22 protein-coding genes and 3 pseudogenes are annotated in these 22,399 nt (G+C 70.0%); 12 read left to right on the forward strand and 13 right to left on the reverse strand.

Annotated features, from left to right (window positions below; translation table 11 throughout):
• The 4 genes and pseudogenes from ACXJMZ_RS33165 to ACXJMZ_RS33180 form a co-directional block, all read left to right on the forward strand.
• A pseudogene (locus ACXJMZ_RS33165) lies at positions 1–995 on the forward strand (HAD-IA family hydrolase); the annotation flags it as partial.
• Between the two features lie 504 nt (positions 996–1,499).
• Positions 1,500–2,009, forward strand: a complete 510-nt coding sequence (locus ACXJMZ_RS33170; RefSeq protein ID WP_457033724.1) for a SigE family RNA polymerase sigma factor — start codon at positions 1,500–1,502, stop codon at positions 2,007–2,009.
• A gap of 76 nt (positions 2,010–2,085) precedes the next feature.
• Positions 2,086–2,949 (forward strand): hypothetical protein, encoded by an 864-nt coding sequence (locus ACXJMZ_RS33175; RefSeq protein ID WP_457033725.1) that lies wholly within the window; start codon positions 2,086–2,088, stop codon positions 2,947–2,949.
• A 703-nt stretch (positions 2,950–3,652) separates the two neighbouring features.
• On the forward strand, positions 3,653–3,913 hold the full coding sequence (locus ACXJMZ_RS33180) for a hypothetical protein (RefSeq protein ID WP_457033726.1): 261 nt from the start codon (positions 3,653–3,655) through the stop codon (positions 3,911–3,913).
• A 356-nt stretch (positions 3,914–4,269) separates the two neighbouring features.
• On the opposite strand, the gene ACXJMZ_RS33185 is transcribed toward ACXJMZ_RS33180, so the two are convergent.
• The 3 genes from ACXJMZ_RS33185 to ACXJMZ_RS33195 form a co-directional block, all read right to left on the reverse strand.
• On the reverse strand, positions 4,270–5,004 hold the full coding sequence (locus ACXJMZ_RS33185; protein WP_457033727.1) for an alpha/beta fold hydrolase: 735 nt from the start codon (positions 5,002–5,004) through the stop codon (positions 4,270–4,272).
• Between the two features lie 579 nt (positions 5,005–5,583).
• Positions 5,584–6,042 carry a hypothetical protein gene (locus ACXJMZ_RS33190; RefSeq protein ID WP_457033728.1) on the reverse strand — a complete coding sequence of 153 codons (459 nt, stop codon included), beginning with the start codon at positions 6,040–6,042 and terminating at the stop codon, positions 5,584–5,586.
• A gap of 189 nt (positions 6,043–6,231) precedes the next feature.
• The gene (locus ACXJMZ_RS33195) at positions 6,232–6,609 is read right to left on the reverse strand and encodes a hypothetical protein (RefSeq protein ID WP_457033729.1); all 378 of its coding nucleotides are present in this window, start codon (positions 6,607–6,609) and stop codon (positions 6,232–6,234) included.
• Positions 6,610–6,902: 293 nt separating this feature from the next.
• Between ACXJMZ_RS33195 and ACXJMZ_RS33200 the strand changes: the two genes are divergently transcribed.
• Complete coding sequence (locus tag ACXJMZ_RS33200; protein WP_457033730.1) at positions 6,903–7,634, forward strand: SMI1/KNR4 family protein; 732 nt, start codon at positions 6,903–6,905, stop codon at positions 7,632–7,634.
• 42 nt (positions 7,635–7,676) lie between these two features.
• Here ACXJMZ_RS33200 and ACXJMZ_RS33205 read toward each other — a convergent pair whose 3' ends face one another.
• From ACXJMZ_RS33205 to ACXJMZ_RS33220, 4 genes are all read right to left on the reverse strand, one after another.
• Entirely contained in the window at positions 7,677–8,213 is a 537-nt protein-coding gene (locus ACXJMZ_RS33205) for a DUF4240 domain-containing protein (RefSeq protein ID WP_457033731.1), read from the reverse strand.
• A gap of 1,234 nt (positions 8,214–9,447) precedes the next feature.
• Positions 9,448–9,822 carry a hypothetical protein gene (locus tag ACXJMZ_RS33210; protein WP_457033732.1) on the reverse strand — a complete coding sequence of 125 codons (375 nt, stop codon included), beginning with the start codon at positions 9,820–9,822 and terminating at the stop codon, positions 9,448–9,450.
• Between the two features lie 89 nt (positions 9,823–9,911).
• On the reverse strand, positions 9,912–10,427 hold the full coding sequence (locus tag ACXJMZ_RS33215) for a hypothetical protein (RefSeq protein WP_457033733.1): 516 nt from the start codon (positions 10,425–10,427) through the stop codon (positions 9,912–9,914).
• 262 nt (positions 10,428–10,689) lie between these two features.
• Entirely contained in the window at positions 10,690–11,457 is a 768-nt protein-coding gene (locus ACXJMZ_RS33220) for a dienelactone hydrolase family protein (protein WP_457033734.1), read from the reverse strand.
• A gap of 238 nt (positions 11,458–11,695) precedes the next feature.
• Here ACXJMZ_RS33220 and ACXJMZ_RS33225 point away from each other — a divergent pair.
• From ACXJMZ_RS33225 to gcvH, 3 genes and pseudogenes are all read left to right on the forward strand, one after another.
• Positions 11,696–12,061, forward strand: a pseudogene (locus tag ACXJMZ_RS33225) (transposase); the annotation flags it as partial.
• A gap of 140 nt (positions 12,062–12,201) precedes the next feature.
• Complete coding sequence (locus ACXJMZ_RS33230; protein ID WP_457033735.1) at positions 12,202–12,786, forward strand: SMI1/KNR4 family protein; 585 nt, start codon at positions 12,202–12,204, stop codon at positions 12,784–12,786.
• 996 nt (positions 12,787–13,782) lie between these two features.
• A complete protein-coding gene (gene gcvH / locus ACXJMZ_RS33235) occupies positions 13,783–14,169 on the forward strand; it encodes a glycine cleavage system protein GcvH (protein ID WP_457033736.1) in 387 nt (128 codons plus the stop codon).
• Positions 14,170–14,319: 150 nt separating this feature from the next.
• Here gcvH and ACXJMZ_RS33240 read toward each other — a convergent pair whose 3' ends face one another.
• Positions 14,320–14,574, reverse strand: a complete 255-nt coding sequence (locus ACXJMZ_RS33240) for a hypothetical protein (protein ID WP_457033737.1) — start codon at positions 14,572–14,574, stop codon at positions 14,320–14,322.
• A gap of 486 nt (positions 14,575–15,060) precedes the next feature.
• Complete coding sequence (locus ACXJMZ_RS33245; protein WP_457033738.1) at positions 15,061–15,936, reverse strand: glycosyltransferase family 2 protein; 876 nt, start codon at positions 15,934–15,936, stop codon at positions 15,061–15,063.
• A gap of 284 nt (positions 15,937–16,220) precedes the next feature.
• Between ACXJMZ_RS33245 and ACXJMZ_RS33250 the strand changes: the two genes are divergently transcribed.
• Both ACXJMZ_RS33250 and ACXJMZ_RS33255 read left to right on the forward strand, forming a co-directional pair.
• Positions 16,221–16,637, forward strand: a complete 417-nt coding sequence (locus ACXJMZ_RS33250; protein ID WP_457033739.1) for a HEAT repeat domain-containing protein — start codon at positions 16,221–16,223, stop codon at positions 16,635–16,637.
• A gap of 444 nt (positions 16,638–17,081) precedes the next feature.
• Positions 17,082–17,312 carry a hypothetical protein gene (locus tag ACXJMZ_RS33255; protein ID WP_457033740.1) on the forward strand — a complete coding sequence of 77 codons (231 nt, stop codon included), beginning with the start codon at positions 17,082–17,084 and terminating at the stop codon, positions 17,310–17,312.
• A 1,035-nt stretch (positions 17,313–18,347) separates the two neighbouring features.
• On the opposite strand, the gene ACXJMZ_RS33260 is transcribed toward ACXJMZ_RS33255, so the two are convergent.
• From ACXJMZ_RS33260 to ACXJMZ_RS33275, 4 genes are all read right to left on the reverse strand, one after another.
• Positions 18,348–19,028, reverse strand: coding sequence for a hypothetical protein (locus tag ACXJMZ_RS33260; RefSeq protein WP_457033741.1), 681 nt, complete (start codon positions 19,026–19,028; stop codon positions 18,348–18,350).
• A gap of 599 nt (positions 19,029–19,627) precedes the next feature.
• Positions 19,628–19,945 carry a hypothetical protein gene (locus ACXJMZ_RS33265; RefSeq protein ID WP_457033742.1) on the reverse strand — a complete coding sequence of 106 codons (318 nt, stop codon included), beginning with the start codon at positions 19,943–19,945 and terminating at the stop codon, positions 19,628–19,630.
• A 451-nt stretch (positions 19,946–20,396) separates the two neighbouring features.
• Complete coding sequence (locus ACXJMZ_RS33270) at positions 20,397–20,633, reverse strand: helix-turn-helix domain-containing protein (RefSeq protein WP_457033743.1); 237 nt, start codon at positions 20,631–20,633, stop codon at positions 20,397–20,399.
• Positions 20,633–21,241: a DUF2975 domain-containing protein gene (locus ACXJMZ_RS33275; RefSeq protein ID WP_457033744.1), complete on the reverse strand. Its 609-nt coding sequence runs from the start codon at positions 21,239–21,241 to the stop codon at positions 20,633–20,635. The genes ACXJMZ_RS33270 and ACXJMZ_RS33275 overlap by 1 nt, the downstream gene beginning before the upstream one ends.
• A gap of 527 nt (positions 21,242–21,768) precedes the next feature.
• Here ACXJMZ_RS33275 and ACXJMZ_RS33280 point away from each other — a divergent pair.
• A pseudogene (locus ACXJMZ_RS33280) lies at positions 21,769–22,182 on the forward strand (DegT/DnrJ/EryC1/StrS family aminotransferase); the annotation flags it as partial.
• Between the two features lie 19 nt (positions 22,183–22,201).
• Complete coding sequence (locus tag ACXJMZ_RS33285) at positions 22,202–22,375, forward strand: hypothetical protein (protein ID WP_457033751.1); 174 nt, start codon at positions 22,202–22,204, stop codon at positions 22,373–22,375.
• Positions 22,376–22,399 lie beyond the last annotated feature (24 nt).

Below are 22,399 nucleotides of genomic sequence, written 5' to 3' on the forward strand. Positions count from 1 at the left end.
CCCCCCCCCCCCCGGGCCGGCTGGATGTCGAGAGGCTGCAGACGGAGCTGGCCGACCTGCCGCTGCCGCGTGCCGTCGACGGCCGCCTGGTGCTCGCGGTGGACGTCTCGCCGTGGCTACGGCCGGACGCCGGGACCTGCCCCGACCGGTCGTTCTGCCACACCTACGGCTGCGGCGACGCGAAGCACCAGATGATCCCCCTCCCTGGTAGGCAAGTCGGGGCCTGGGCCGCATCACGCCCAGCAGCGTTCGACAGGTTCGGTTCAGGCACTGTGCAGCGAAGCCAGCCGTTTCTTCATGCACGGGTGAGGGCCCGTCACATCCGGATGGGAGCAGGAATGCACCTGCTCCGCGAAGGTCGCCAGCTGATCGATGCCAGCTTGCGACGGTACGATCCGCGAGGGCGCGCCGGTCCGTCGCGGCCGCCGAGAAGGAATGGTGACGTGAAGAAATACATACTCTTCGATCATGACGGTGTCCTGGTCGACACCGAGTTCTGGTATTTCAGATCCGCAGAACGCGCCCTGGCGGAGGCCGGTTTCACGCTGGACAAGGATCAGTACCTCCGGGACATGACCCGGGGGGCGGGCTCCTGGGTCCAGGCCCGGGTAGCCGGCATCGACGACGAGACCCTCATCCGGGTTCGCGAGGCCCGTAACGGCTACTACCAGGAGTACTTGCGGACCGAGGCCATCGAGATCGACTGCGTCGTCGACACTCTCGCCGAACTGTCCACGTATGCCCGCATGGCCATCGTGACGACCGCGAAGCGGGCCGACTTCGACATCATCCACGAGAAGCGCCAGATCAGGCAGTTCATGGATTTCGTCATCGTGCGCGAGGACTACGAACTCGCCAAGCCGAACCCCGAACCGTACCTGGCCGGACTGAAACGCTTCGGCGCCACCACGCAGGAGACCCTGGTCGTGGAGGATTCAGCCAGGGGGCTGGCCTCGGCGGTGGCCGGCGGTATCGACTGCGCCGTCGTCCGCAACGAGTTCACGAAGGCGGACGACTTCTCCCAGGCAACTTACCGGATCGACAGTCTGAGCGAGTTGAAGGAAATCCTCCTCACCGGAGGCTGACGCCCCATGGCGCGGAGCCCGCACCCGGTGCACCGAGTGCGGGCCGATAGTCAGGCAGACGAGTGATCACCGGGCCACCTGATCGAAGCCGGACGTTAAACGGCAAGCTGAGCGCCTGCGGCGTGCCGTTGGTGTGTTGATGCCGTCCGGTGTGCCGGACGCAGAGGTGAGGCGCGGCGGGAGCACCGAGGCCGGTTGCGTATCTGGTTTCCCTTCTAGCTAGGCCCGGCACGCCGAGAGCACGCACCGAACGACGCTCCTTATAGGGCAAACCCTGCCGGGGGAGGCACCACCCCCGCAGCGGAGTGCCTCCCGGACCGCGGCTTCCGCAGCGCGGATGCAGCGGAACGGGAGGCTCGATGCGTCAAGTAGGTGGGGGAGGCAAGCCCCCGGGACGGAACCAGGGGGCGGAGCATGGGTGCGGGCAGTGGTGAGGCCGGGTTCGAGGAGTTCGTGGCGGCGCGGTATCAGGCGTTGCGGCGGACGGCCTACCTGCTCTGCGGGGACTGGCACGCGGCAGAAGACCTGGTGCAGGGGGCACTGGTGAAGCTGTACGCGCGCTGGCGCCGGCTGCGGGACCAGGACAAGGCCGGAGCGTACGCCCGCACCGTGATGGTCCGGGACCACATCGACGGCCTGCGGCGCCGTGCCAGCACGGAGCTGAGCATCCCCGAGCCGCCGGATACCGCGGCGGCCGCCCCGCCGGACAGCGACCGGCAGTTGGCGCTGCGTGCGGCGCTGGCCGAGCTGCGCCCGCAGTACCGCGCGGTGCTGGTACTGCGCTACTGGGAGGACCAGAGCGTGGCGGAGACCGCCCGGGTGCTCGGGCTCGCGGAGGGCACGGTGCGTTCGGACGCGCACCGGGCGCTGGCCAAGCTCCGCGAGGTGCTGGGCGATTCGCTCCGGGACCTGGTGACGGACTGACCTGCGGACTGCCCTGCGGACCGACTCCCGGACCGGCAGCACGGCTCCACCATGACGACCAGTGAGGAGAGCGACCATGACCGCAGTTGACCCCGGGCCGGAGCAGGAGGGCAGGCTGGCCGCCACCCTGTTCGAGGACCTGCTCGACCGGCCCGAGCCACCGGTGCCGGCGGTGCTGGCCCCGGTGCGGGAGCGTGGCCGCCGCCTGCGCCGGGCGCGCCGGGCCAGGGCCGCACTGCTCGGAGCGGCGTTCTCGGGGGCCGCCGTGCTGCTGGTGGTGAACCTGGCGCCAGGGTCCGGCGCCGTCGGGCCGGGCACCGTCCGGCCGAGCACAGGTAGTCCGTCCGCCACTTCGCCGTCCACCAGGCCGGTCGATCTCGAGGAGAGCTACCACCGCCTGTGGACGGCGGTGATGGGCGCCGTGCCGAAGCAGCTGTCCGTGATGCACCTCGTCCCGCCCGGCCGGACCGAGATCCTGCTGACCGAGGCGGGAAGCCCGTCGCCCGCACCGGGGCAGCCGGGGGTCGGGGTCCGGCTGGGCGTCAGGGGCGGCCTGCCGGTCGGACCGGGACAGTCCACCGGGTCGCCCTGCGCCCGGACGGGTGCGCAGGCGGCCACCGAGTGCGTGCACCGGGTACTGGGGGACAACTCGAGCGGCTGGTTCGCCTCCTACAGCGGGCCGGATGCGCGGCTGGAGGCGACCTTCGCCACGCCGGGCGGCACCGTCTTCGGACTCTCCGTCATCAACCCCCCGAGCGGGGCGGCGTTGACGCTGGCCGAGCTGGAGGAGCTGGTGAGCCAGGCTCCGGTGTACATGGCGCTGCGCGGCACCCAGGAGACCTCTCCCGGCGGTCCGTCGCCCCAGCCCTCTGCCTTCCACACGGCCACACCGTCTGGCGGTCCCTCGGGTTCGCCGCTGGGTTCGACCACGCTGTCCTAGCTAGTTGCGCATCTGGGTGCGTATCTGGTTGCGACTAGAGACACCCCCGCCGGGCCACCGGAGCGAGAACCCGCAGTTCATACCCAGTTAGATCGCCCGCCACGACTCCGACTTACCCCTGTGCGCCCCCTGCCCTGCTGTTGGTGGGGTGGTGGGCGGGCGCGCGCAGCGGCTCGGGAGACGCTGCGCTGTGCCTCTCTTGTCACCTTGCGGCCGGGTGGCTTGGACCTGGCGGCCGACGGGGCGTGATGGGTGCTCTGCGGCCCCGCAGCGCCCCAGGCGGCCCCGGCCGCCCCGCCGTACGGTCCAGGCCCTCCCAGAGGCTGCGCGTCCGCCTGGTGGCGGCCCCGCCGTGGTGGTGGGGCGGCCGGGCGCGGTCGAGAAGCCGGCCGACCGGGGGACCAGGCCGCCAGGCCTGCTGGCCGCCATGCTGCTCCTGGTGGTCGCACTGCTCCTGGTCCCCGAGCTGCTCGGCACCCCGGGGACCCGTCAGCGCGAAGGAGGGCCCGCGTGCCGACCGGAGCTGCTTCCAACCTGCTGGACCAGGACGTCCCAGAGCGGGTCGTCGCGGCCGGGCACGCTGCGCCGCCCGGCGCACGCCTGCGTGCACGCCGGGGAGCGGCTGCCGCCAGCAAGGAGAAACCCCGCGCATGTTGGCCAGTTGGCGCCGCTTCAGACCGCCATGGCCCCTACGGTGGCAGACATGACAGAACCGGGCCCGCAGCAGCTGCCCCAGCAGACCACTGCTGCGCCCGAAGACCCCGAGCCACCCACGCCCCGGTACGAGGTGGCGCAGCTGCCGCCCGATGACCGAGGCCGCCAGCCTTGGGCGGTCATCGACTGGACGGCGGGCCGGTGGGTGGAAGCCGGGGGAGAGGTCGACATCTACCCCATCAAAGACGGCGCCCGTGCCTGCATCCGCAGGCTGCGCTACCTCAACGCAGCCGGTATTCGCATCCACTGACCACCCGCCTTATGGACAATTCGCATGACGGCCAGTCGCGCAGAGGTCAAGGGCACGCGGCGACCGCACAGCAGCCCGGGAACCTCAGCGGCGACCGACCCGGCCGGACAGCCCGGCGGCCGCCCGACACGGGGCGCGGCGGGCGCCCTGTACGCCCCGCAGCGCCCCGGAGCGGGCCCGGCCACCTCCGCCGCCAGGCCCTCCCAGAGGTCCATCAGCCCGTTTCCGGGCCCGCGCGTACGGCCGCGCACCCGCTCTCCTTCAAGGAGGCGGGTGCTTTTCATGATCCCGCCCGCCCCGGGGCGCTGCGGCCGGGAGCCGGGCTTGCCGGCCGCAGCACTGCGCCGGGCGGACGGTCAGCCCTCGTACAGGCCGACGCCCTCGCCGGCCGCCGCGCGCACCAGGACGTCGGCCAGCTCCACCGGGCTGGAGAGCATCGGGTAGTGGCCGGTGGTCAGTTCGAAGAACGTGACTCCGGGCTCGGCGAGCTTGGCGAACCGCGGCAGGCCGGTGCCGTGCAGCGTGCGGGCGAACTCCAGGCTGAGGCCGTTCGCGAGGCAGAACACCCCGGTGGTCGGGAGCTTGAGCCAGGCGCCGGTCAGCTCGATCGGCTCGGTGACGGTCCGGACCGGGTGCGGGGTTGCCAGGCGGTGGTGGCGCTCCAGCTCCGCCGGCGGGACGGCGTGCACCGCCGGGATCTCCTCGGGCACCGGGATGACGCCGCCGAGGGCGCGGTCCAGCAGGCCCGGCATCTGCGCCACCACCGACTCACCCGGCTCCGGGAAGCCGGTGTCCACGAACACCACCCGGGCGACCTGTCCGGGGCGCCGGTCGGCCGCCGCGAGGGCGGGGAAGATGCCATAGCTGTGCGCCACCAGTACGATCCCCGGCCCCTCCGCGTCCAGCAGCGCCGCCACGGCGTCGGTGTGCTCGCCCAGCCCCACGCCGGCGGGGTCCTCCCCCGCCCGCTCGGCCATGCCGGGCAAGGTGACCGGCAGCGCCCGGTGCCCTCGCGCGGTCAGCTCGGCGGCCACCGCCTCCCAGGCCCAGCCACCCATGAAAAGCCCCGGGACCAGCAGAAACGTCGTCATGACAGACCTCTCTCGAAGCACCGCGTGTGCGGTCAGTCAGGACACTAGGACCTCCCCCTGGAGGAGGTTCCAGCCGTTTCTGGCGCGCGGGCCCGGCAAGATGCGCCGGACAGACCCCAACGGCGCTGACTGGTTCGGCTCGGCGAGCACGAGGTGTCTGCGTCAGGGCGAGGGGCGGCCGGCGTGCCGACCGGAGCTGCTTCCAACCTGCTGGACCAGGACGTCCCAGAGCGGGTCATGGCCGCCGGGCACGCTGCGCCCGGCGGCGCTTCATGTCCGGGCGAGCTGCGAGTAGGTCGGGGTGTCCGGCAAATCCGGGGAGAGGGAGCGCAGAACCGTTTCGGCTCGCGGTACCGGAAGGGAAGCTACGGCCAGCTGAGGCATCGTCACCTCCTGACCAACGGCTCAGCGGCACCCAACGGCACGGCCACTCCCACAGCCGTACTTGTGAGCACACCGGCGGAAGTCGACTTCGCACATAACCGCAGCTCAGAGCGCATGTCTGAGCGCTCCGTAACCAGATCCTGCCGGGGGCTGCAGTCGGGGCTCGGATCCGGCACCCACCGGACGGGTCTGCCGCTATCCGCAGTTGTCCGGCTGGAGTGAGTGGAGCTTCGCCCGCGTGAGGGTGTCGTACCGGCTGACCTGGGCCCGGATGAGCCGGACGGTGGGCGGGATCGCCACGGACACGGGAGCGCGACTCCACCGCAGCCACAGCGCCAGGTGGCCGAGTTCGGCAGCCTGGACAAGCTTCTTCAGCGACCACAACTTGGTGCCTCGGTCCACCTCGATGCTGATCAGCCGCCCCTTTCCCGAGCGGTGCTGGAGCTGGAGATCGAGGCGCCCGGTCCGGCCCTGGCGGCTGGCGGTGGGCAAGTCGACCTCCCGCCGGACCAGGTAGCCGAGGCCGGCGCCCCAGTCGGCCACCGAGTCCGTGAAGAAGGCCGTCACCTCGGCTGTGGACAGGTCGGTGAACCGCTGGCGGTTGAGCCAGACCCGCAGGGAATCGGCGGCGGCATCGAGCCCGTGTTCCGGCATAGACCGAGTATGAGACCTACCGCTGACGGCCTGTCAGGAAGGTAGGGCGCGGCCGAGAAGCCGGCCGACCGGGGACCAGGCGGTCCGCCCCCGTGCTCACCGCCGCGCTGCGCCTGGTGGTCGAGCTGCTCGGCGCCCGGCCCGGCCCCCGGGCTGCCATGAAGGCGAAACAGCAAGCCGACAGACACCTCACCAGATGAGAACGCCTCCGCCCATCCCCTCCGCGCGCCTACTGGCATCCTCAATGTTCGCCAACCTCTCAGAGATCTGGCGCCGGAGTTCCTCGGCCGTCCTTACCGGAGAACCGCCGGCAACGATCTCCTCCAGATTCTCGCGGAGTACGGCGCACTCACGGCGGAAGTCAGACACCTGGCGGGCCTCGACCCACAAATCGGCGTCAGCCAGAACCGGAAAGAACTGGGCTTCCAGCGAACGGACCACCTCCGAACCCCACACAGTGGTACGCCAACGCTCGAATCCAGCCAGATCAGAGGACCCCTCCTGAACCTCCAAGATCTGCCTCTTGCCGTCCGCATCAACTACGAACACTTTCACCATCAAACTCATGGCCGAAGTGGATCACAGCCGTCAAGCGACGGGCCAAGTGATTTCAGCACGGGGTGTTCACGAGTGGGGCTGACCCGGGCCGGGAGAGGGCAGCCGAAGATCGCTTCCCGAGCGGAGAGTGATCACTTCCCGAAAAACGAGTCGCTGGTGGCCAGGACCCCAGGCCAGACTCAGTTCGCTGGGGCACGCAAAGGTCTGCTGCAGGCCAAAAGCTCACACGGCCAGAGCAGTGACCGGTGACGAGCAATACRCGGAGGCGGCAGGTGATGGAGTCAGGGGTGGATTGGCCGGGCGTGCGTGAGCAGGTCCTGGACCTACGGGCAGCACCATTCCGGGAGAAGGTCTTCGGCGCCGACCGGGAGTTCGGGCATGAGTTCCAGTTGGAGCCGCCTCTCGGTGAGGCCGAGGTGACGGCAGCCGAGGAAGAGCTCGGGATCTCCTTCCCCTCGGCCTATCGCACCTTCCTGCTGGAGGTGGGTGCGGGCGGAGCCGGACCGGACTACGGACTCTTCTCCCTGCGACACGACGAGCGAGGGTGGCACTGGGCCGACGAGTACGGGCATCGCACTGACAACGCCCTCTTGGACCGGCCGTTCCCGTCCGTGGAAGAGCGGGCCCGCTGGGAAGCGGAGTACGACGCCCGCGAACCCCACCAGGAGAGCTTCCCTGACGAGCGGTCGTATCTCGCGGCGTTCCGCGACTGGGACGACGAGTGGGACACACTCGGCGCAGAGATGACCGCGGGGGCGATACCCCTCAGCCATCAAGGCTGCGGTGGGTATACCTGGCTCGTCGTCACGGGGCCGGACCGTGACACCCTGTGGTCGGTTTCCCGCGCGAACGAATACCCCATCGAACCGCTCTCTGCCGGACCCAATCGTCTCAACTTCCGCGACTGGTACCTGAGCTGGCTGAACAAGGCGGCCTTCCAGGCACACGGAGGCGCCCCTGGAGGACGCCGCCTGCGCCCTGTCGAAGGGAGCGCGAACAGGTCCGGCCGACTTGCACGATGGTTCAGGAGGTGACGGCGCTGGCGATCGTCTCCAGTGTGCGATGTGGGCTGCTGATCAATACGAGTAGAGCGCTGCCAGGCGGGGCAGCCGTCGGCGCAACTCGTCGCCGTCGTTGAAGTCGAAGCTCCAGTCCGGATCCAGAGCCGGATAGTTGATGGTGAAGCCGTCGTTGGGGAGCTCCTCTCCGGCGACTGCTTGGTGGGCGTCCCAGGCGATGACCAGGGCTTCTTCGCACTCGATGTCGATCCCGTCCGCGGCGAAGGCGCGTACGGCGGGAAGTTCGGCGAGCACGTCGGGGTCGGCGATGACGCGCTCGAACGTTGCCCGGCCCTGTGTGATCAGCCAGCCTCGGAAGTAGTCGAAGAGGTCGTCGGAGCATCCGCCGTTGATCATGTAGGCGGCGCCCCAGAGAGGGGCACTGTACGAGTCGGCCATCAGGTCCCACAGGGTCTGCTCGGCGGCGACGATCTCCGGTGCCGGGCGAAGGGCAAGAAGTGCGGTCGCCTGTTCAGCGACCGCTGTGCCGTTGTCCGGGGCGGGCACCCGTGTGCGGGCCTCGTCGATCAGCTGCCAGAACTGCTGGGTGTCCATGGCCGCTGAGCATGCCACCAGACTCTGACACGGCGGGGCCGTCGGTGTCGCATTTTGCGGTAGGACTGACCAAGACCGCACGACAGCGGGTGATTGCGACTGGTCGCGATACTCGTCACCAGATGGTCAGCCTTGTTGTCACCTCTTCGAGCTTTCGGCTCAGTTGTCACCAACTACATGGCATTCCACAGGTCAGCGGTCTGTGCCGACGGCGCTGGCTGACGCTGATCTGAGAGGCTGGCGAGGGAGTGCGCTACCCGGTTCCGCCCGGCCTGGCAGGCCAGCGATCCGGAGTTGGAGACCCTGCCGACGGCGGCCATGGCCGCAGCCTTCGTCGGCGGCGATCAGGTCGCACGGTTCGACCCGGCGGCGGCCGTTCGGCCAGGAACTGCCGGGTGCGGGTTCGACGGGGCCGGCCGACTCGCGTGCCGTGCCGCCGTGCCGTGCGTGCAAATACCTGCCGGTGGGCGGGTTCACCATGGCCACGGTGATTGACCGCCCGTCGCCGACGGAGGTGACCTGGATTCTGGACCTGTCGGCGGTGGTGGACAAGACCGCCTTCGACACGGACCTGCGGCTGACCTCCTACAACCAGCCCCCGGCCAACGTCGTCGTCACCGATCGCGCAGTGACCGTGCCGTACTTCATGGTCCACGACCCGGCCTACACCGAACGCTGGAAGGTCGACAACTCGCCCTTCTACAGGATCCTTCGCACCCGCCACCTGCGGCTCGTGCGCCACGTCGACTACCGAGGCCAAGGCGGCGAAAAGATCGGCGAGACGATCCACCAGGGCGTCACGACAGAGGCCAACGAGGAGTACTTCCTGTCCACCGGGATCACGCCTCAACCTGGACAGCGGCTACTACATCGGCCGCACCTACCCGCACCGCACAGACGACGAGGTCGTCGTCTCCCGCCAGTTCACCGCAGGACAGGTCAAGTTCGCCCAGGAGCACGGCATGAGCCCGGACCAGCTGGCAGACGCCACCACTTGGCGCATCCAGGGGTGAACTCGGCCAGTCAGGCGCGTAGAGGCCAAGTTGCCACGTTGGAATCAAGACACTCCGCGAACCGCTTTCGGGGCCCTCGCCGCGATCCCGACGCAGACCGGGGCCGAAGCGCCGAGCACGGCCGGGAGAACCGGTCAGCCGACCACAGAGGTGCTCGTACGGCGCCGTTGAGGTTTTGGGCCCGGGGCGCCCTGGGTTCCGGGCGGCATCGCAGGCGGGCGTCAGCGGCGGAAGGGGCTGCGATGCCGGCCGGCCAGGATGTCTCGGATCATCCCGGCCACCTCCTGCGCACCGTGCTCGGTGATCGGGGCACGTACCGAGACGACCAGGCTGCCGGCGCTGTTGACCGCGAGCTCCCAACCCCGGTGCAGCGCCACTGTCAGCTCCGAGGAGGACGTCAGCGTGGATGCGTCCGGTGGCACGGCCACGGTCACCCCGCTGCGCTTGCTCGACACCGGGTCCAGGCCGACGTCCTTGAGCGCCGCGCCCAGCGACTCCAGCAAGGGCGCGGCCTCATTCGCCTGCCGGATCTCCTGCTCCTGCCGGCGGAGACGGTGGAACGTCGCCTCGGCGGAGGCGTTGACCAGCCACTCCAAGCCCGAGGACTGGACGGTGTACCCGTGTACGAGGGCTGCGCCGCGCAGGTCGTTCAGCAGGCGGGCGGACGCGGTGAGGGCGGTGAGCCCTACCAGGTCGTGGGAGGTCCTGCAGAACTCGGAGACTGCGGCAAGGGACTCGGCGGTGGGGGGCAGCCGTGCTGAAGGCGGGCGCTGCCCTCCCGCTGGTGGAACCAGCCCTCGAAGAAGTCCTCGGGGCGCTGGACGTCAGCGGGCAGGTCCCGCACGATCGCGGCGATGTCCTCGCCGGGATGACCACGCCTGGGATCGTGCCGCAGCAGCTCGGCGATGTTCGCACTCTGAAGCGCCGTCAGGCCGGCGCGGTGCCGCTCGCGCAGCGGGAACATGCCAGGGAGGGCGGCAGCGAGGTAGACCTCCGCGAGAGGGTCGATCGCGATCGCGTGGCCGGCCAGGTGGCGGCGGTAGGCCGGGAAGTCGACCGGCGCAGTGTTGGCCTCCTCGCCGGGCCGGGTGGCAGCCAGGACGTGGTCCTCACCGAGCATCGCGCTCACCGTGCCCGGCTCGTGAGCATCCAGCGCGGCCAGCGCGCTCTTCAGATCCATCGACACCCCGGCAGTATCCATCGGTGCCTCTCCTTCCGGCGGCCGGTTTCTCAGCTCATGTCCGCCCATGGCTGGGCGGCACTCGGGTAGTCCATGCCGGATGGCACCGCCAGATCGCGGCGGTGCCAGGTCCCCTGGCGGCCGGACTCCGCTGTGCAGCAACCGCTGCGGCGGACCGGCGCAGTAAGTCCGGTATTTACTGCGGCAGTTGCGAACGCGTTTTCCGCGATCGAGCATCCGCCCGAATGCGGTTCTGCTGTGCGGACTTGAGGGGAGGGGACTGTCAGTGCCCGGCGCCAGCACGCTTGCCTGGGCCATGCCCCAGATCTTCCGTCACGGGCAGGCACTCGTCGAGCAGGTCGACGACGTCGCGCCAGGCTCGCTGCGCGTGCTGTGGGTGGTAGCCGACGCCGGGGACCGTGGGGTGGTCGACCGGTGGGTGGTGGAAGGCGTGCAAGGCGCCGCCGTAGACCGCGAGGCGCCAGTCGACGCCTGCGGCCTGCATCTCGGCGGTGAACGCGTTCCGTTGTGCGGGCGGCATGATCGGGTCTTCCGACCCGACGCCGGCCCACACCGGGCAGCGAATGCGCGCTGCCTCGCCCGGTCGGCCCGTGGTAGTTGCATTGACTGTCCCGATCGCGCGCAGGTTGACGCCGTCGCGCCCGAGTTCCAGGGCGATGGCGCCTCCGGTGCCGTAGCCGATGGCGGCGATCCGGTCGGGGTCGGCCCGCGGTTCGGTGCGCAACACGTCGAGCGCCGCATGGCCGATGTCCCGCATCCGGTCGGGATCAGCGAGCAGCGGGAGGCAACGGGCCAGCATCTCCTCGGGGTCGCCCAAATAGCGTCCGCCGTGAAGGTCGAAGGCCAGCGCTACGTATCCCAGCTCGGCGAGAGCATCGGCCCTGCGGCGCTCGACGTCGCTGAGCCCCATGCCCTCTGGTCCGAGCAGCACCGCGGGCCGGCGGTCGACACCGGCCGGGAGCGCGAGGTGCCCGATCATCGTCAAACCGTCGGCCGGGTACTCGACCGTACGCGTCGTAATCGTCGTCATGAGACTGGACTGTAGTGATCGTCGAGCCCGGTCCGGCCGGTGTTCTGCCGCTGGCAGAACAGTGCGCGTGTCCCTCTGAAATACGGGGGCCGAGCGTTCAGGGCTTCAAGATCATCTCGTTGCTGCTGGCGGTTTCGGGGAGCGCTCAGGAACGGCCGGGCGACAGCTTGCCCCGCAGCTCGATCACGTCCAGAGCATCCAACCACTGGGCGTAGCCGGTGACGACCGCGTCGAGAAGCGCCGCAGCATGGGCGAGCGTGACTTCATCGCGCTGATCGACGGCGTCCACCAGCTCGTCAAGGCACCGATCGTGCTGGCCTGGGAGGCCCTGAACACCCACGTCTCCCACGCCATGAGCGAGTTGATCGCCGAGCGCGCGTGGCTGACGGTGTTCCTGCTTTCCGCCTACTCGCCCGACCTCAACCCCGTCGAATGGGTCTGGGCCCACGTCAAACGCAGGCTGGCCAACCTCGCCGTCATGGCCCTCGACCGACTCGAGGCCCTCGTACGCAACCGACTCAAACGCCTTCAGTACCGCCCCGACACCCTCGACGGCTTCATCGTCGGCACCGGCCTGACCCTCGAAACCCCAACCTCACCCTGACAAGCCGAAGTCAGTAAGCGCTGCGCCCGTTGTCCGTTCGGGTCGAAGCGGGACAGCCGGCCTGGACGTGCCCGGTCCCGTCCGGTCCGGCTGTCGGCGGGGGATCGTAGGCTGCCCGGCACCAGACCTCCGGAGGTTCCGTGTCCAGCCATCCCGGCGTACGTGCACTGTCGGACCTGCTCGTGCCGTGCGGACGAAGCAGCGAAGCCGCCCCGCTCGATGCGGCCGAAGTGGCAGAAGCCGAACGGCTGCTCGGGATACGGCTGCCCTCGGACTACGTCGCCTTCATCGAGACCTACGGGGCCGGCATGGTTGGCACAGAAGAACTGTGGATAACCTCGCCGCACAACCCGTCCGAAGGCGGCAGCGTGGTCAACCTGGCAGAACTCTTCTGGGAACAGGCTCCCGAGCACTTCTCCCCTCTGCTGCCCGCCGAGGTGAGTGCCGACATGCTGCTCCGGTGGGGTTTCACCGAGGACTGCACCCACCTGTTCTGGCTGATGACGGGCGACGACAGTGACGCCTGGCCCATCGCCGAGCTCTACGAGGACGGGGGCCCTCTCACGGTCCACGAAGGCGGGTTCGTGGAGTACGTGCGACGCTGGATCACTCCTGACCCCGGCCGCACCGCGGAAGCGCGGCAGTTCATCCACTGGCGCGAATACCGCGACCTCATGGATCAGGGTCTCAATCCCTCCACAGGCCTCCCCTGGGGTGTCTGGTGACCGCTTCCTGGCGAAGCATCGGTGCCCGGCCGATGGTCACTGCCCGCGTGGCGCAAGCGGGCCGCCCGCCGTGCTGGACGTGCAAGGGCCGCTCGGCGAGCCCTACGGATCCGAGGGGGAACTGCGCATCGAGGCGGGGCCGGAGGCGGTGGCCTGGCCTCTGGCTGTCTTCGGCCTTCGGCTGTTCTGCCCGACCGCTCTGCCCGCTCGCCCCGCCCGGCCGTCCTGTCCGGCTGTCTGCCCTGGCTGCCTCCGGGTGGGTGGTTGCGTGACGTGGCGGGTGTGACGGAACTGCGGGGGGCCGCCGGGCTCGGGTTAGGTCCCTTGACCTCGCGGCATTCCGGGCGCTGGTTTCGGCTTTTGGTAGACCAATCTGGGCAGGTGTCCGGGGCCCGGTCGGGCCGCCTGCGGTTCTGCGGGGTGCTCCGGTTTCGGTGACGGCGGGTGGTCACCCGGTCCGGTCGGCCGGGGTTCGGCGGGTGGTCCGGGGGCGGGGTCGTTCCGGGGTGCTCCCGCGAATTGACGGCGCGTCGGAAATGTCGCCGGTTTCTGTTCTGGATTTCCTTCCGGATTCGGCAGTGACTACCGCTGGTTGGGGCTGTTTCGGCGGTTCGTGAATTCATGCGGGGGAGTCCGCCGGGGGATCTGGCGGGGGTGCGGTGCGGGTTCTGGGTGTTCCGGTGACGGCGGGTGGCCGTCGTCTTCGACGCCGTGCCGGGTGGGCGCCGTCGCCCGCCGCTCCGGTCTGCTGCGCCTGGTCGTCCTGGCTGGCCGTGGCTGGCCCGGGTCGATGCTGCTCGGGGTGGTGGTGGCTTGTCAGTTGCCCTGTCAGTGCTGGGGGTTGAGTTGTGGCCCGTCCGGCCTGTGCTGCTGGGCAGCGGTCCGGGGCCGGCACTGCCGGCCGGGGTTGCGGCTCACTCGTTCGAGTGAGTGTCCCGCTTCGGGCCGGGGTGGTGCGGAAGGCTGTGCCCGTACCGACAATCCAGGGAGACAGGCATGGCGTACCCCACCGGGTACAAGTACACCAAGGACCACGAGTGGCTTGAGGTCGACGGGAAGACGGCCTTGGTTGGTCTGACGGACTTCGCGCAGAAGCAGCTCGGCGACATCGTCTTCGCGGAGGTGGTGTCGAAGGAGGGCGCCCAGCTTGAGGCCGGGGAGGAGTTCGGCAGTGTGGAGTCGGTCAAGGCGGTGTCCGAGATCTTCTCGCCGGTCTCTGGCAAGGTCGTCGGGGTCAACGCGCTGCTCGACGACGAGCCGGATTCCATCAACACAGACCCCCACAGCGCTTGGATCATCAAGATCGAAATGTCGGACGTCAAGCAGCTGGACGTACTGCTCACCGCGGCCCAGTACGAGCGGTTCATCAGCGCCGAGGACTAGTTGCTGTCCCCCGGTCGGGCCCGGTGTCGGGGGTGCTGCCTGGGTGGCGGGCGGGCCGCCAGGAGCTGCCGGTCGGCCCGCCGGTTCCGGCCCGGCAGCTGGCCGCCCGTCCGGGGCGTTGCGCGTGGTCGTCGCCCTGGTCGGTGGTGGCTACCGCTGTTGGAAGGCGTCGATGACGTCCCAGATGCTGACGTGGAGGAGGTCGGCGACCCGTTGGGCGAGCGGTGGGCCGAGCTGGCAGCCGACGTTGTGGTGGATCCGGGTGGTCTCGCAGGCGGCCCACCGTTCGCTGTTGCTGGGTGCCGCCATGGGGTCCGGGAGGGCGGCGTCGAGGGTCTGCGCTTCGGTGGCCCGGTCGGCCAGCCACTGACCGAAGGGCGAGTCCCTGGTGCACTGCGGATCCATGCGGTTCTCCCGTGCTTGCTGAACCCTGGGTGGCTACCCGGGCCAGCGGTCGCTGATTCACCACGCGGGAGTGGTTGCTGGCCCGTCCCGACTGCTGCTCCGGAGGTCCGGCCGGGCTGCGCCTGGTTGCCCTGCTGGGCCCTGGCGGTGCTGTCGCGTTGGGTGTCGCGTTGGGGGTGCTGTCGCGTCGGGTGACGTGGGCGTCAGGCGTGGTTCCCCCGTGCCTGGCCGGTCCGCGACAGTCGCGACAGGGGTCGCGGTGCTCTCCGGGGCCAGCCGTGGTGCTGCTTCATGCCGGTTCGGACTGCTGCAACGGGGTGGTTCCCGGCCCCGTGCTCCGGTTCCTCGACCCCTGGCGCTGTGTCCGCGCCTGGTGGAGCCCATCGCCGTGCTGCTGCGCCTGGTGAGGCTGCTCCTGTCTGGTTGCCAGTGGCCGGCGCCGGTCTGCTTTCCGAGTGCGGCCCCTGGTCGTCCGGTTTGGCGGGGTCAGAGCAGTGGGGGGCGTCCCAGGCGGGTCATCAGCCACACCGTGTTCCACGACATCGGCTTGCGGGGCCCGCAGGGGGTGCGCGTGCCTTCCAGGAACCCGCCCCACCAGGCTTTCAGTCCGCTGACGGACCGCATCCGGGCCATGGCGAGCAGGATCCATGTGCCCAGGTAGAGCGGGATCAGGGGGAGGGGGAGCCTGCGGCGGGCGAGCCAGACTCGGTTGCGGGCGGTGTAGCGGTAGTAGACGGCGTGCCGGGCGGCGGCCGTCGCGGGGTGCTGGAGCACCAGCTCGGGTTCGTAGAGGATGTCCCAGCCGTCGTCCAGGGCCCGCCACGCGAGGTCCGTCTCCTCGTGGCCGAAGAAGAACTCGCCGGCCCAGTCGCCGATGCGTTCGAGCATCGGGACGGAGAAGGCGTGGCCCCCGCCGAGGAAGGCGGTGACCAGGCCGCGGCGCATCGGGTCGTCCGCGCGAAGGCGGGGCACCCAGCGTCGCAGGGTCAGCCCATTCTCATCCGCGACGCGGAACCCGATGATCCMGAGCTTTGGACCGGCCGCGAAGAACTGCTGGATCCTGCGGAACACGTCGTCGGCGATGAGCAGGCCGTCGTCGTCCAGTTCGACGATCACGTCGACCTCGCCCGACTCGCGCAGTATTTTCAAGCCGACGTTGCGGCCGCCCGGGCAGCCGAGGTTCTCCTCCAGCGGGACCTTCGTGACGTCGGCCGTGATGTCGGTCAGGGGCGTCGCGTTGCCGATCAGCACCACCCGGGTCGCTGGCACGTCCTGTTTCTCCACCGACATGAGCAGGGCGTCCAGCTCCCGGGGGCGCGTGCCCATGGTGACGATGACGACTCCGATGCGCGGCATCGACATAGCGGTTGCTCCTGGTGTCGGCGAAGACGCCGATGGTAGTAGCAGCCGGATGCTTCCGGGGGCTCCGCTCCATGCTGCTCCTCGTCGTCGTTCCCGCCCCGCCCCGGTGCCGTAGGCACCTGGGCCCGCCACCGGCCCGCTGCCGGGAGCGGCCGGCTCGGTCGGTGTTGGTGCGTTAGGCCTGACCCGTCTCAGGGAAGTTTGACGAGTCTCACTGAAGATTGACTGCTGTGGTGTTGTCTCAACGAATCTTGATCGAGACGTCCGGCCGGCAGTCTGGTTGCGTGGAAGAGTTCATGGATCAAGGGCTTCGCGACTGGGTCGTTGCAGCGGCTTCGCCCACTTGGTCCGTGAGGGCCGCTGCTGGGCGGCGACTGGCTTCGGCGCCTCGGATCGAGAGTGTCGCCGGTGTCCTGCACCAACTCCTGCTGGATGCCCATGACACGGCCGTGACATCGGATACTGCGGTGGCGTTGTTGGCTCGCAGGGACCTGGCCGGGCTACGCACCGTGCTCGCCGCACGCGCAGTCGCTCCTGACGGCGGAACCTGTGATCAGCTCGCGGCGGAGCTCGACGGTGACCCCCGCTGGTCCACCGGACAGGGGGGCGGCGAACTGATCGCACAGCTTCGAGCGCTGGCATCGGACGGAGACCCTGCGGTTCGCAGCGAAGCCCTGCTGCGACTCACGCGGCTGCGCTGACCGGGACCATCTGGTCAAACATCGGTCAGACGCCGTCAAACTTCGGTGAGACGGGTCAGCCGCCCGTCTGCGCCTCCTGTCGGTGCGTCAGGCCGCCGTGCTGGTGCCGAGTAGCTGGCCACCGGGCCGCCGCGCGGTGCGGGTGCTGCGGCTGCTGCCGGGCGGTCAGGCCTCGGCCCCCGGGCCCACCGGGTGCGGCCGCAGGCCGCCCCGTGCTGGAGGACCAGGAGGAAGTGGAGGACCAGGTGGTGGTGCCCGGCTGCGCCCCAGCCCCGGTGTGCTGCGCCCGGCTGGGCCGGGATCTTGTGGAGTCCCTTGTGAGGTTGCCCCCCCCGGGGGGGGAGGGTGGGGTGATACTCAACTGCTGCGGTGCCAGGGGTGTCGGGCGGGTATCGGTAGGGGAGCGGCCGGTAGGCCCGTGGCTGGCGAAGGGTGGGGGCGGACGTGGTCAGACGCATCGTTGGTGTCGTGCTGGGGCTGGTGTTGGCCGGGATCGCCACGTTGTTGATGGTCCAGGTCGCTCATCATCGCTATGTCTGGGCCTACTTCATCGCCATGCCGCTGTACCTGGCGGCGGTGTTCTGCGCGGGCGCGCCGTTCTTCGACGACTCGGACGGTCCGGGCGGCGGGAGTTCGGACTATAAGGGCGACGGCGGGGTCGGGCTCGGTCTGTAAGCCCAGGAGCACCCGCACCCGGGGGAAGTGCGTCTGTCGCCTGCCGGATCGGTGAGGCCGCTTGTTCGGTTGCCCTGCCGGGCGGTGCGTCCTCACGTCATCCACTCCACCACCACGTTGGCGGTCTGCAGCACGACGTTGGCGAACGCCAGGACGATCACTACGGCCGTCAGGCCGCTGTCCGGGCCCGGCCGGCGGCCGTCACCGTGCGGTCGTCCGTCCCAGGGGCTGCCGTTTGGCCGTTGATCCGCCCCGCCGTGGGGTCGTCGCAGGTCAGACCCCTTGTCCGGGGGCTGGGGAATTCCGACAGCCCCTTCTTCTTCCTGTGTCTTTGGTCGGTTGGTCGTTCGGGCTTTGCCCTGCGGTGTGCTGTTGGGTTTTTGGTGTGCGTCCGGCGAAGCTGTCCGCGCTCGGCGGCGCCTGGTCGTCGTCCTGGTCGCCCTGCCAGGCCCGGGGTCAGGCCCGGGTGGGTGCTGTCGCGGTGGGTGTCGTGATGGGGGTGCTGTCGCGTGGGGTGACGTGCGCCGATGGCCCGGATCCCCTGTGGCTGGCCGGGCCGCGACAGCCGCGACAGGGTGCCGCGGTGCTCCCCGCCCGGCTGCTGGTCGGCTCCCCCCGGAGGGCGGGCCCGCCGCTCCCGGTTGCCGGTCGGCCCGCCGCTCTGCGGCCGGGCCTGGTGGGGCCCGCCGCCGTGCGGCTGCGCCGGGTGGAGTCCACCGGGCCGCTGCGTCGGGTGCGATCGGCGGCCGGTCCGCCCCGGCCTGAGACGGTGCTGGGACGGGGCTGTCCCAGGTCTGTCCCACCTGCGTTCTTACCCTGCCGGGCTTGTCCGTTTCGCTGAGACGGTCTCAGGCCGTATCCCCTGGTGGGAGCGTTTTCGGCCCTGGGCTGAGGCGGTGCTGGGACACGGCTTCGCGGCGGGCCGGTTGTCCTCTGGCAGGTGATCTTGACCGGTTGCTACATGATCTCGCCGGGTCGCGGCGGGGCTACTCCTGAGAGATGGCCGGCTTCGCGAGAGTGAGCGCGGTCCAGCGCTCAAGTTCCTGTCCGTGGCTGCCGGAAGCCGTCGCCCGGGCGACGGCGCTCATCGTTGAAGGGGTGCCAGTTCCAGGCCGCATCGAACCGCCAGGCACGCCCACCCTGGTCGGCGACCTCGTCGCCTGCTTCGAGGAAGGCGTAGGGGCGGAAGAGCAGTTCGATGCGGATCGGTTCACCGCCCGCCGGGTCGAGCGCGTAGCCCTGGTCCTCAAGTTCGGGGTCATGGGTTTCGCCCTGCCGCAGGACGTCCAGGTATGACGCGGGCCGCGGCAGCATGCCGGTCACCAGGGGCGGATCGAAGTGATGGACGGACTGGACGTGCACCACGGTCGGAGGGAATCCCACCAGGCAGGTGTCGCCCTGCCTCAGTGCGATCTCCGCCGGCTGCGTCCGGAAGATCTCCAGGCCGTGGTCGTGGGCCGCAGGCGTTGGAAGGGCCCTCTGGCCGTTCCAGCGAATGTGTTCTGCCTGCGGGTCCACCTGCGACCACGGCCACCGTACGGAGATGTAGAAGCGGGAGACCTCGGTGACCGTGGTCGCGGTGAACGGGCACTCCAGCTTCAGTACATCGCCTGCGCGGAACCGGACAGCACCGCTGTCCGCACCCTGCCGGGCCGATTCGGGCCCACCTGTCCGTCTGTCCACAGCGTTCTCCTTGAAGCTCGCAGCGATCATCACAGACCCGGCCGTTGCCGTTCGCCCCGGCCCTCGATCGGTCAAAGTCGCCTGGCAAACGGTCAAGATCACCTGTCGGAGGACAGTCACAGGTGGCGGGCTGTCAGGCTGGCGCCTGCTGCCGGTGCGTCAGGCCGCCATCCCGGCCCTGGCCGCTGCTCACCGCCCCGGGCCTTGGTCTGCTGCTCCTGGCCGCCGTCCCTGCTGCCCGCCGCCAGGATGTCGCCGGTGCCTGCTGTCCGCTGCCGGCGGCTGGCGGTGCGTCAGGCCACTGTCCGGGCGCGGCCAGTGGCCACCACCTTCCTGGGCGGCCGTCCCCGGCTGGTTGCCGGAGCGGCTGCTGGTCGGCTGCTTCTCGGTGGAGCTCGGCCGCCAGGAGCTGCCGGGCCGCCCGCTGCCCGCCGCTTCCGGTCCGGGCCGTGCCCGGTTCGCTGCCGTCCTCGGCGTCGTCCCGGGCGGCGGCGGTCAGGGCTGTTCCCGGGTGGCGGCCCCCGCGCCGGGGCCGGGGCCGGGTGGTGGCGGCCGTCAGCCGGCCCGCCTTGCTCGGCTGCTGCCGGGGGTCTGGCTTGTACGCCGACGCTCTGGAGACCGGTCTCCAGGTTTCAGGGAGCGTGCGGGGTGCTGCTGTCGTGTCGGGGCTGGCGTTGGCTGACGAACAGGAGGATGAGACCGGCGAGCTGGAGCGCGCCGCCGGTGATGAGACCCCAGGGCAGCGGTCCGGTGTCACCGCCGGCCAGCCGGACGAGCACCTGCCAGATCAGTGCGAGGGCCATCAGCAGCTGGCCCCAGCCGTGGAGGCGCGCGTTGCGGACGTAGCGTCTGCTCATGGGGAGGACCCAGCCTCGGGTAATGGCCGCGATGCCGCAGACGGTGAAGAACAGGGAGAACGCCAGGATGGGTATAGCGATGTACAGCTTCACGGCCGGCTCCTTCGCGCCGGGCCCACGCCGGACGCAGGCGTGATCTTGGCACCAGGCGGGCCTCGGGTCCATCCATCGCTGCTGCGGTGCTCCCCGTCCGCCCGAGCCCAACGGAAGCCCTTCAAGGCAGGGCCGGGCTGCGCTGTGCTGTGCCTCCTTCTTGTGGCCTGCGGCTGGGTAGCTGGGCTTGGCGGTCCGGGAACGTCTGCCGCGAGGCCGGGGTTCTCCCGGCGCTGCTGCACCTGGACGCTTCGGTTTGCGGTGGAGCAGGAGGATTCCGTCCTGGTGGATGGCCGGCTCGTGGTCACCCGGGACAGCGACGGCCGCGCGCAGCCTGTCCTGCGGCTGGCGCATACGGATCACCTCGCCTCATTCCCGCCCCTGGCCCGGACCACATGATCCGCGATGCACCCTGCCGCCGGAGCTCCGGCTGTGACGGCGGAGGACCGACTCAGCGAGGCCGTGTCCTGGGCAGGACGGTGAGCAGGTCGCCGGGCTGGCAGTCGAGTGCGTCGCACAGCGCTGTGAGCGTGCTGAATCGGACCGCACGAGCTCGGCTGTTCTTGAGAACGGACAGGTTGGCAAGCGTGAGGCCGACCCGGTCGGCCAACTCGGTCAGCGTGAGGCCACGCTCCTCCAATAGCCTGTCCAGGTGCACCGTGACGCGGTGCTCCTCCTCCGGTGGCATCAGATCACCGTTTCCAGCTCGGCGCGCATCCTTGCACCTCGGCTGACGACCTCGGCGGATGCGAGGAGCCCGAACCCTGCCAGCGTCCACGCGGCCGGGAACTCCCAGACCGCAACGCCTGCGGCGTCGCTCACCGTGAGAGCGAGATCCAGCGCCGCGATGCTCTCCGTCACACCGGCCAGAGTCCCGCCGACGATGACGAAGGCGGCGAGCAGCCGCAACCGCCGCACCGCCTGGGCGGTGAACGGATCACTGCGGCGGGCCCGCCGCACGACGAGCAGCAGCATGACAAGCATGCTGAGGGCTACGAGCAGGCTCGGCAGCGCGGTGAGCGCTGCTGCGACGAGCTGGTGGGCGCTGGGATCGGCGATCTCCACCTCGATGACGGAGTCCGGGGTGATGCTGACGCCCCCTGTCGTCCTGATGGGGATCAAGGTGGTCGCCTCCAGCGCGCGGGCCGGTATCCCGGCCGTCACGGGCAGGTCGTCCAGCAGTGCACGGCCTGCGGGTACCCCGATTGCCAGGCCCGTAGCGACCAGACCGAGCGTGAGCACGCCCTGCAGTTCGCCGAGCCAGTCCGGCCTCCGCAGCTTGTCCGGCAAGGACATTCCAACCCCCTTATCGATTATCGATATCACGATAATCGATAAACACAGCCTCCCTGTCAACCCCGCCACCAAACTCCAGCCCGGGGACAGCAGCACTGCGTTGCGGTGCAGACGGCGGCCGTCTGAGTGTGATGACTCGTCAAGATCCACGGCGACGGAACTGCGCGACGGGGCAGGCCGCATCACTGCGCCGCAGGTACCGCCCGACCGCTTGTTCTCGTTAGCCGTTCGATGCGGGCCGTTCGGCTTCCACGACTTGAAGCCTGCGCCGCGCCAGTACCTTCGCGTCTCCGCACCCGGGGTCTGCCCGTTGCCGGTCGGGGGTGCGATCTCCGCGCGGTGCCCATGAGGGTGGCACGCCCTGGTGGGCGCGACCAACCTCAGTCGTCCCCCCGCCCTCCACCTCTCTACCCGCCGTCGCGTCGACCGGCTCCCGGGCCCCGTTGCCCGTGCCGCGTCGGGCGGGTGGGTGTGCCCGTTCTCGTGAACATCAGCTATGCCGGTCAGCGAGTGGTGGCGAGGGCGGGGTGATGACCACCTCCGACCGCCAGGTGTACGAACGCGCCCTCACCTTCGGGCACCACCCCCAACGGCTTCACAGCGAGCTCACCCTGGCGAGTCTCATGCCCCTGGCAGCGACCGGCGGCGGCTACAAGTACCGGATGCCGGTCCTGTCCGCCGCCATCGCGACCGAGCAGCTACGGACGCTGCCCGTGCGGATGAAGGCCGCCGAAGCCAACCTCGCCACCCTGCGCGAGGTCTTGACCAGCTTCGRCGCGCCCGTCACCTGGCCCTGCGTCGATGACACCTCCGTGCGCGGCTGGTACGGCACCCCCTTGATCGTCACCGAGCACGTCCACGACCCTCTGGCCCTGCGCGGGCACCTGAAGGCCGGAGCGGTCCCGGTCAGGGCGCTGTACGAGGACTGGGCCCAGACCCCGCTCCTCCAGCAGCCCGGACTTGCCGCCCGCTACTGGCCGCACCTGGCCCACCCGGGACTCGCTCGAGAACTACTACCGCGCTCACCGCCAGATGCTCGTCCTCAAGATCCCCCACGTGCAGGCCCCCGACTACATGGAACAGGTCGCCACCACCGTGGCTGTTGCCCTGCACCGCACCCTGTCCAGTTCCTGACGCAATGAGCTTCCGAAGGAGCCC

Source organism: Kitasatospora sp. P5_F3 (genome assembly GCF_054049135.1).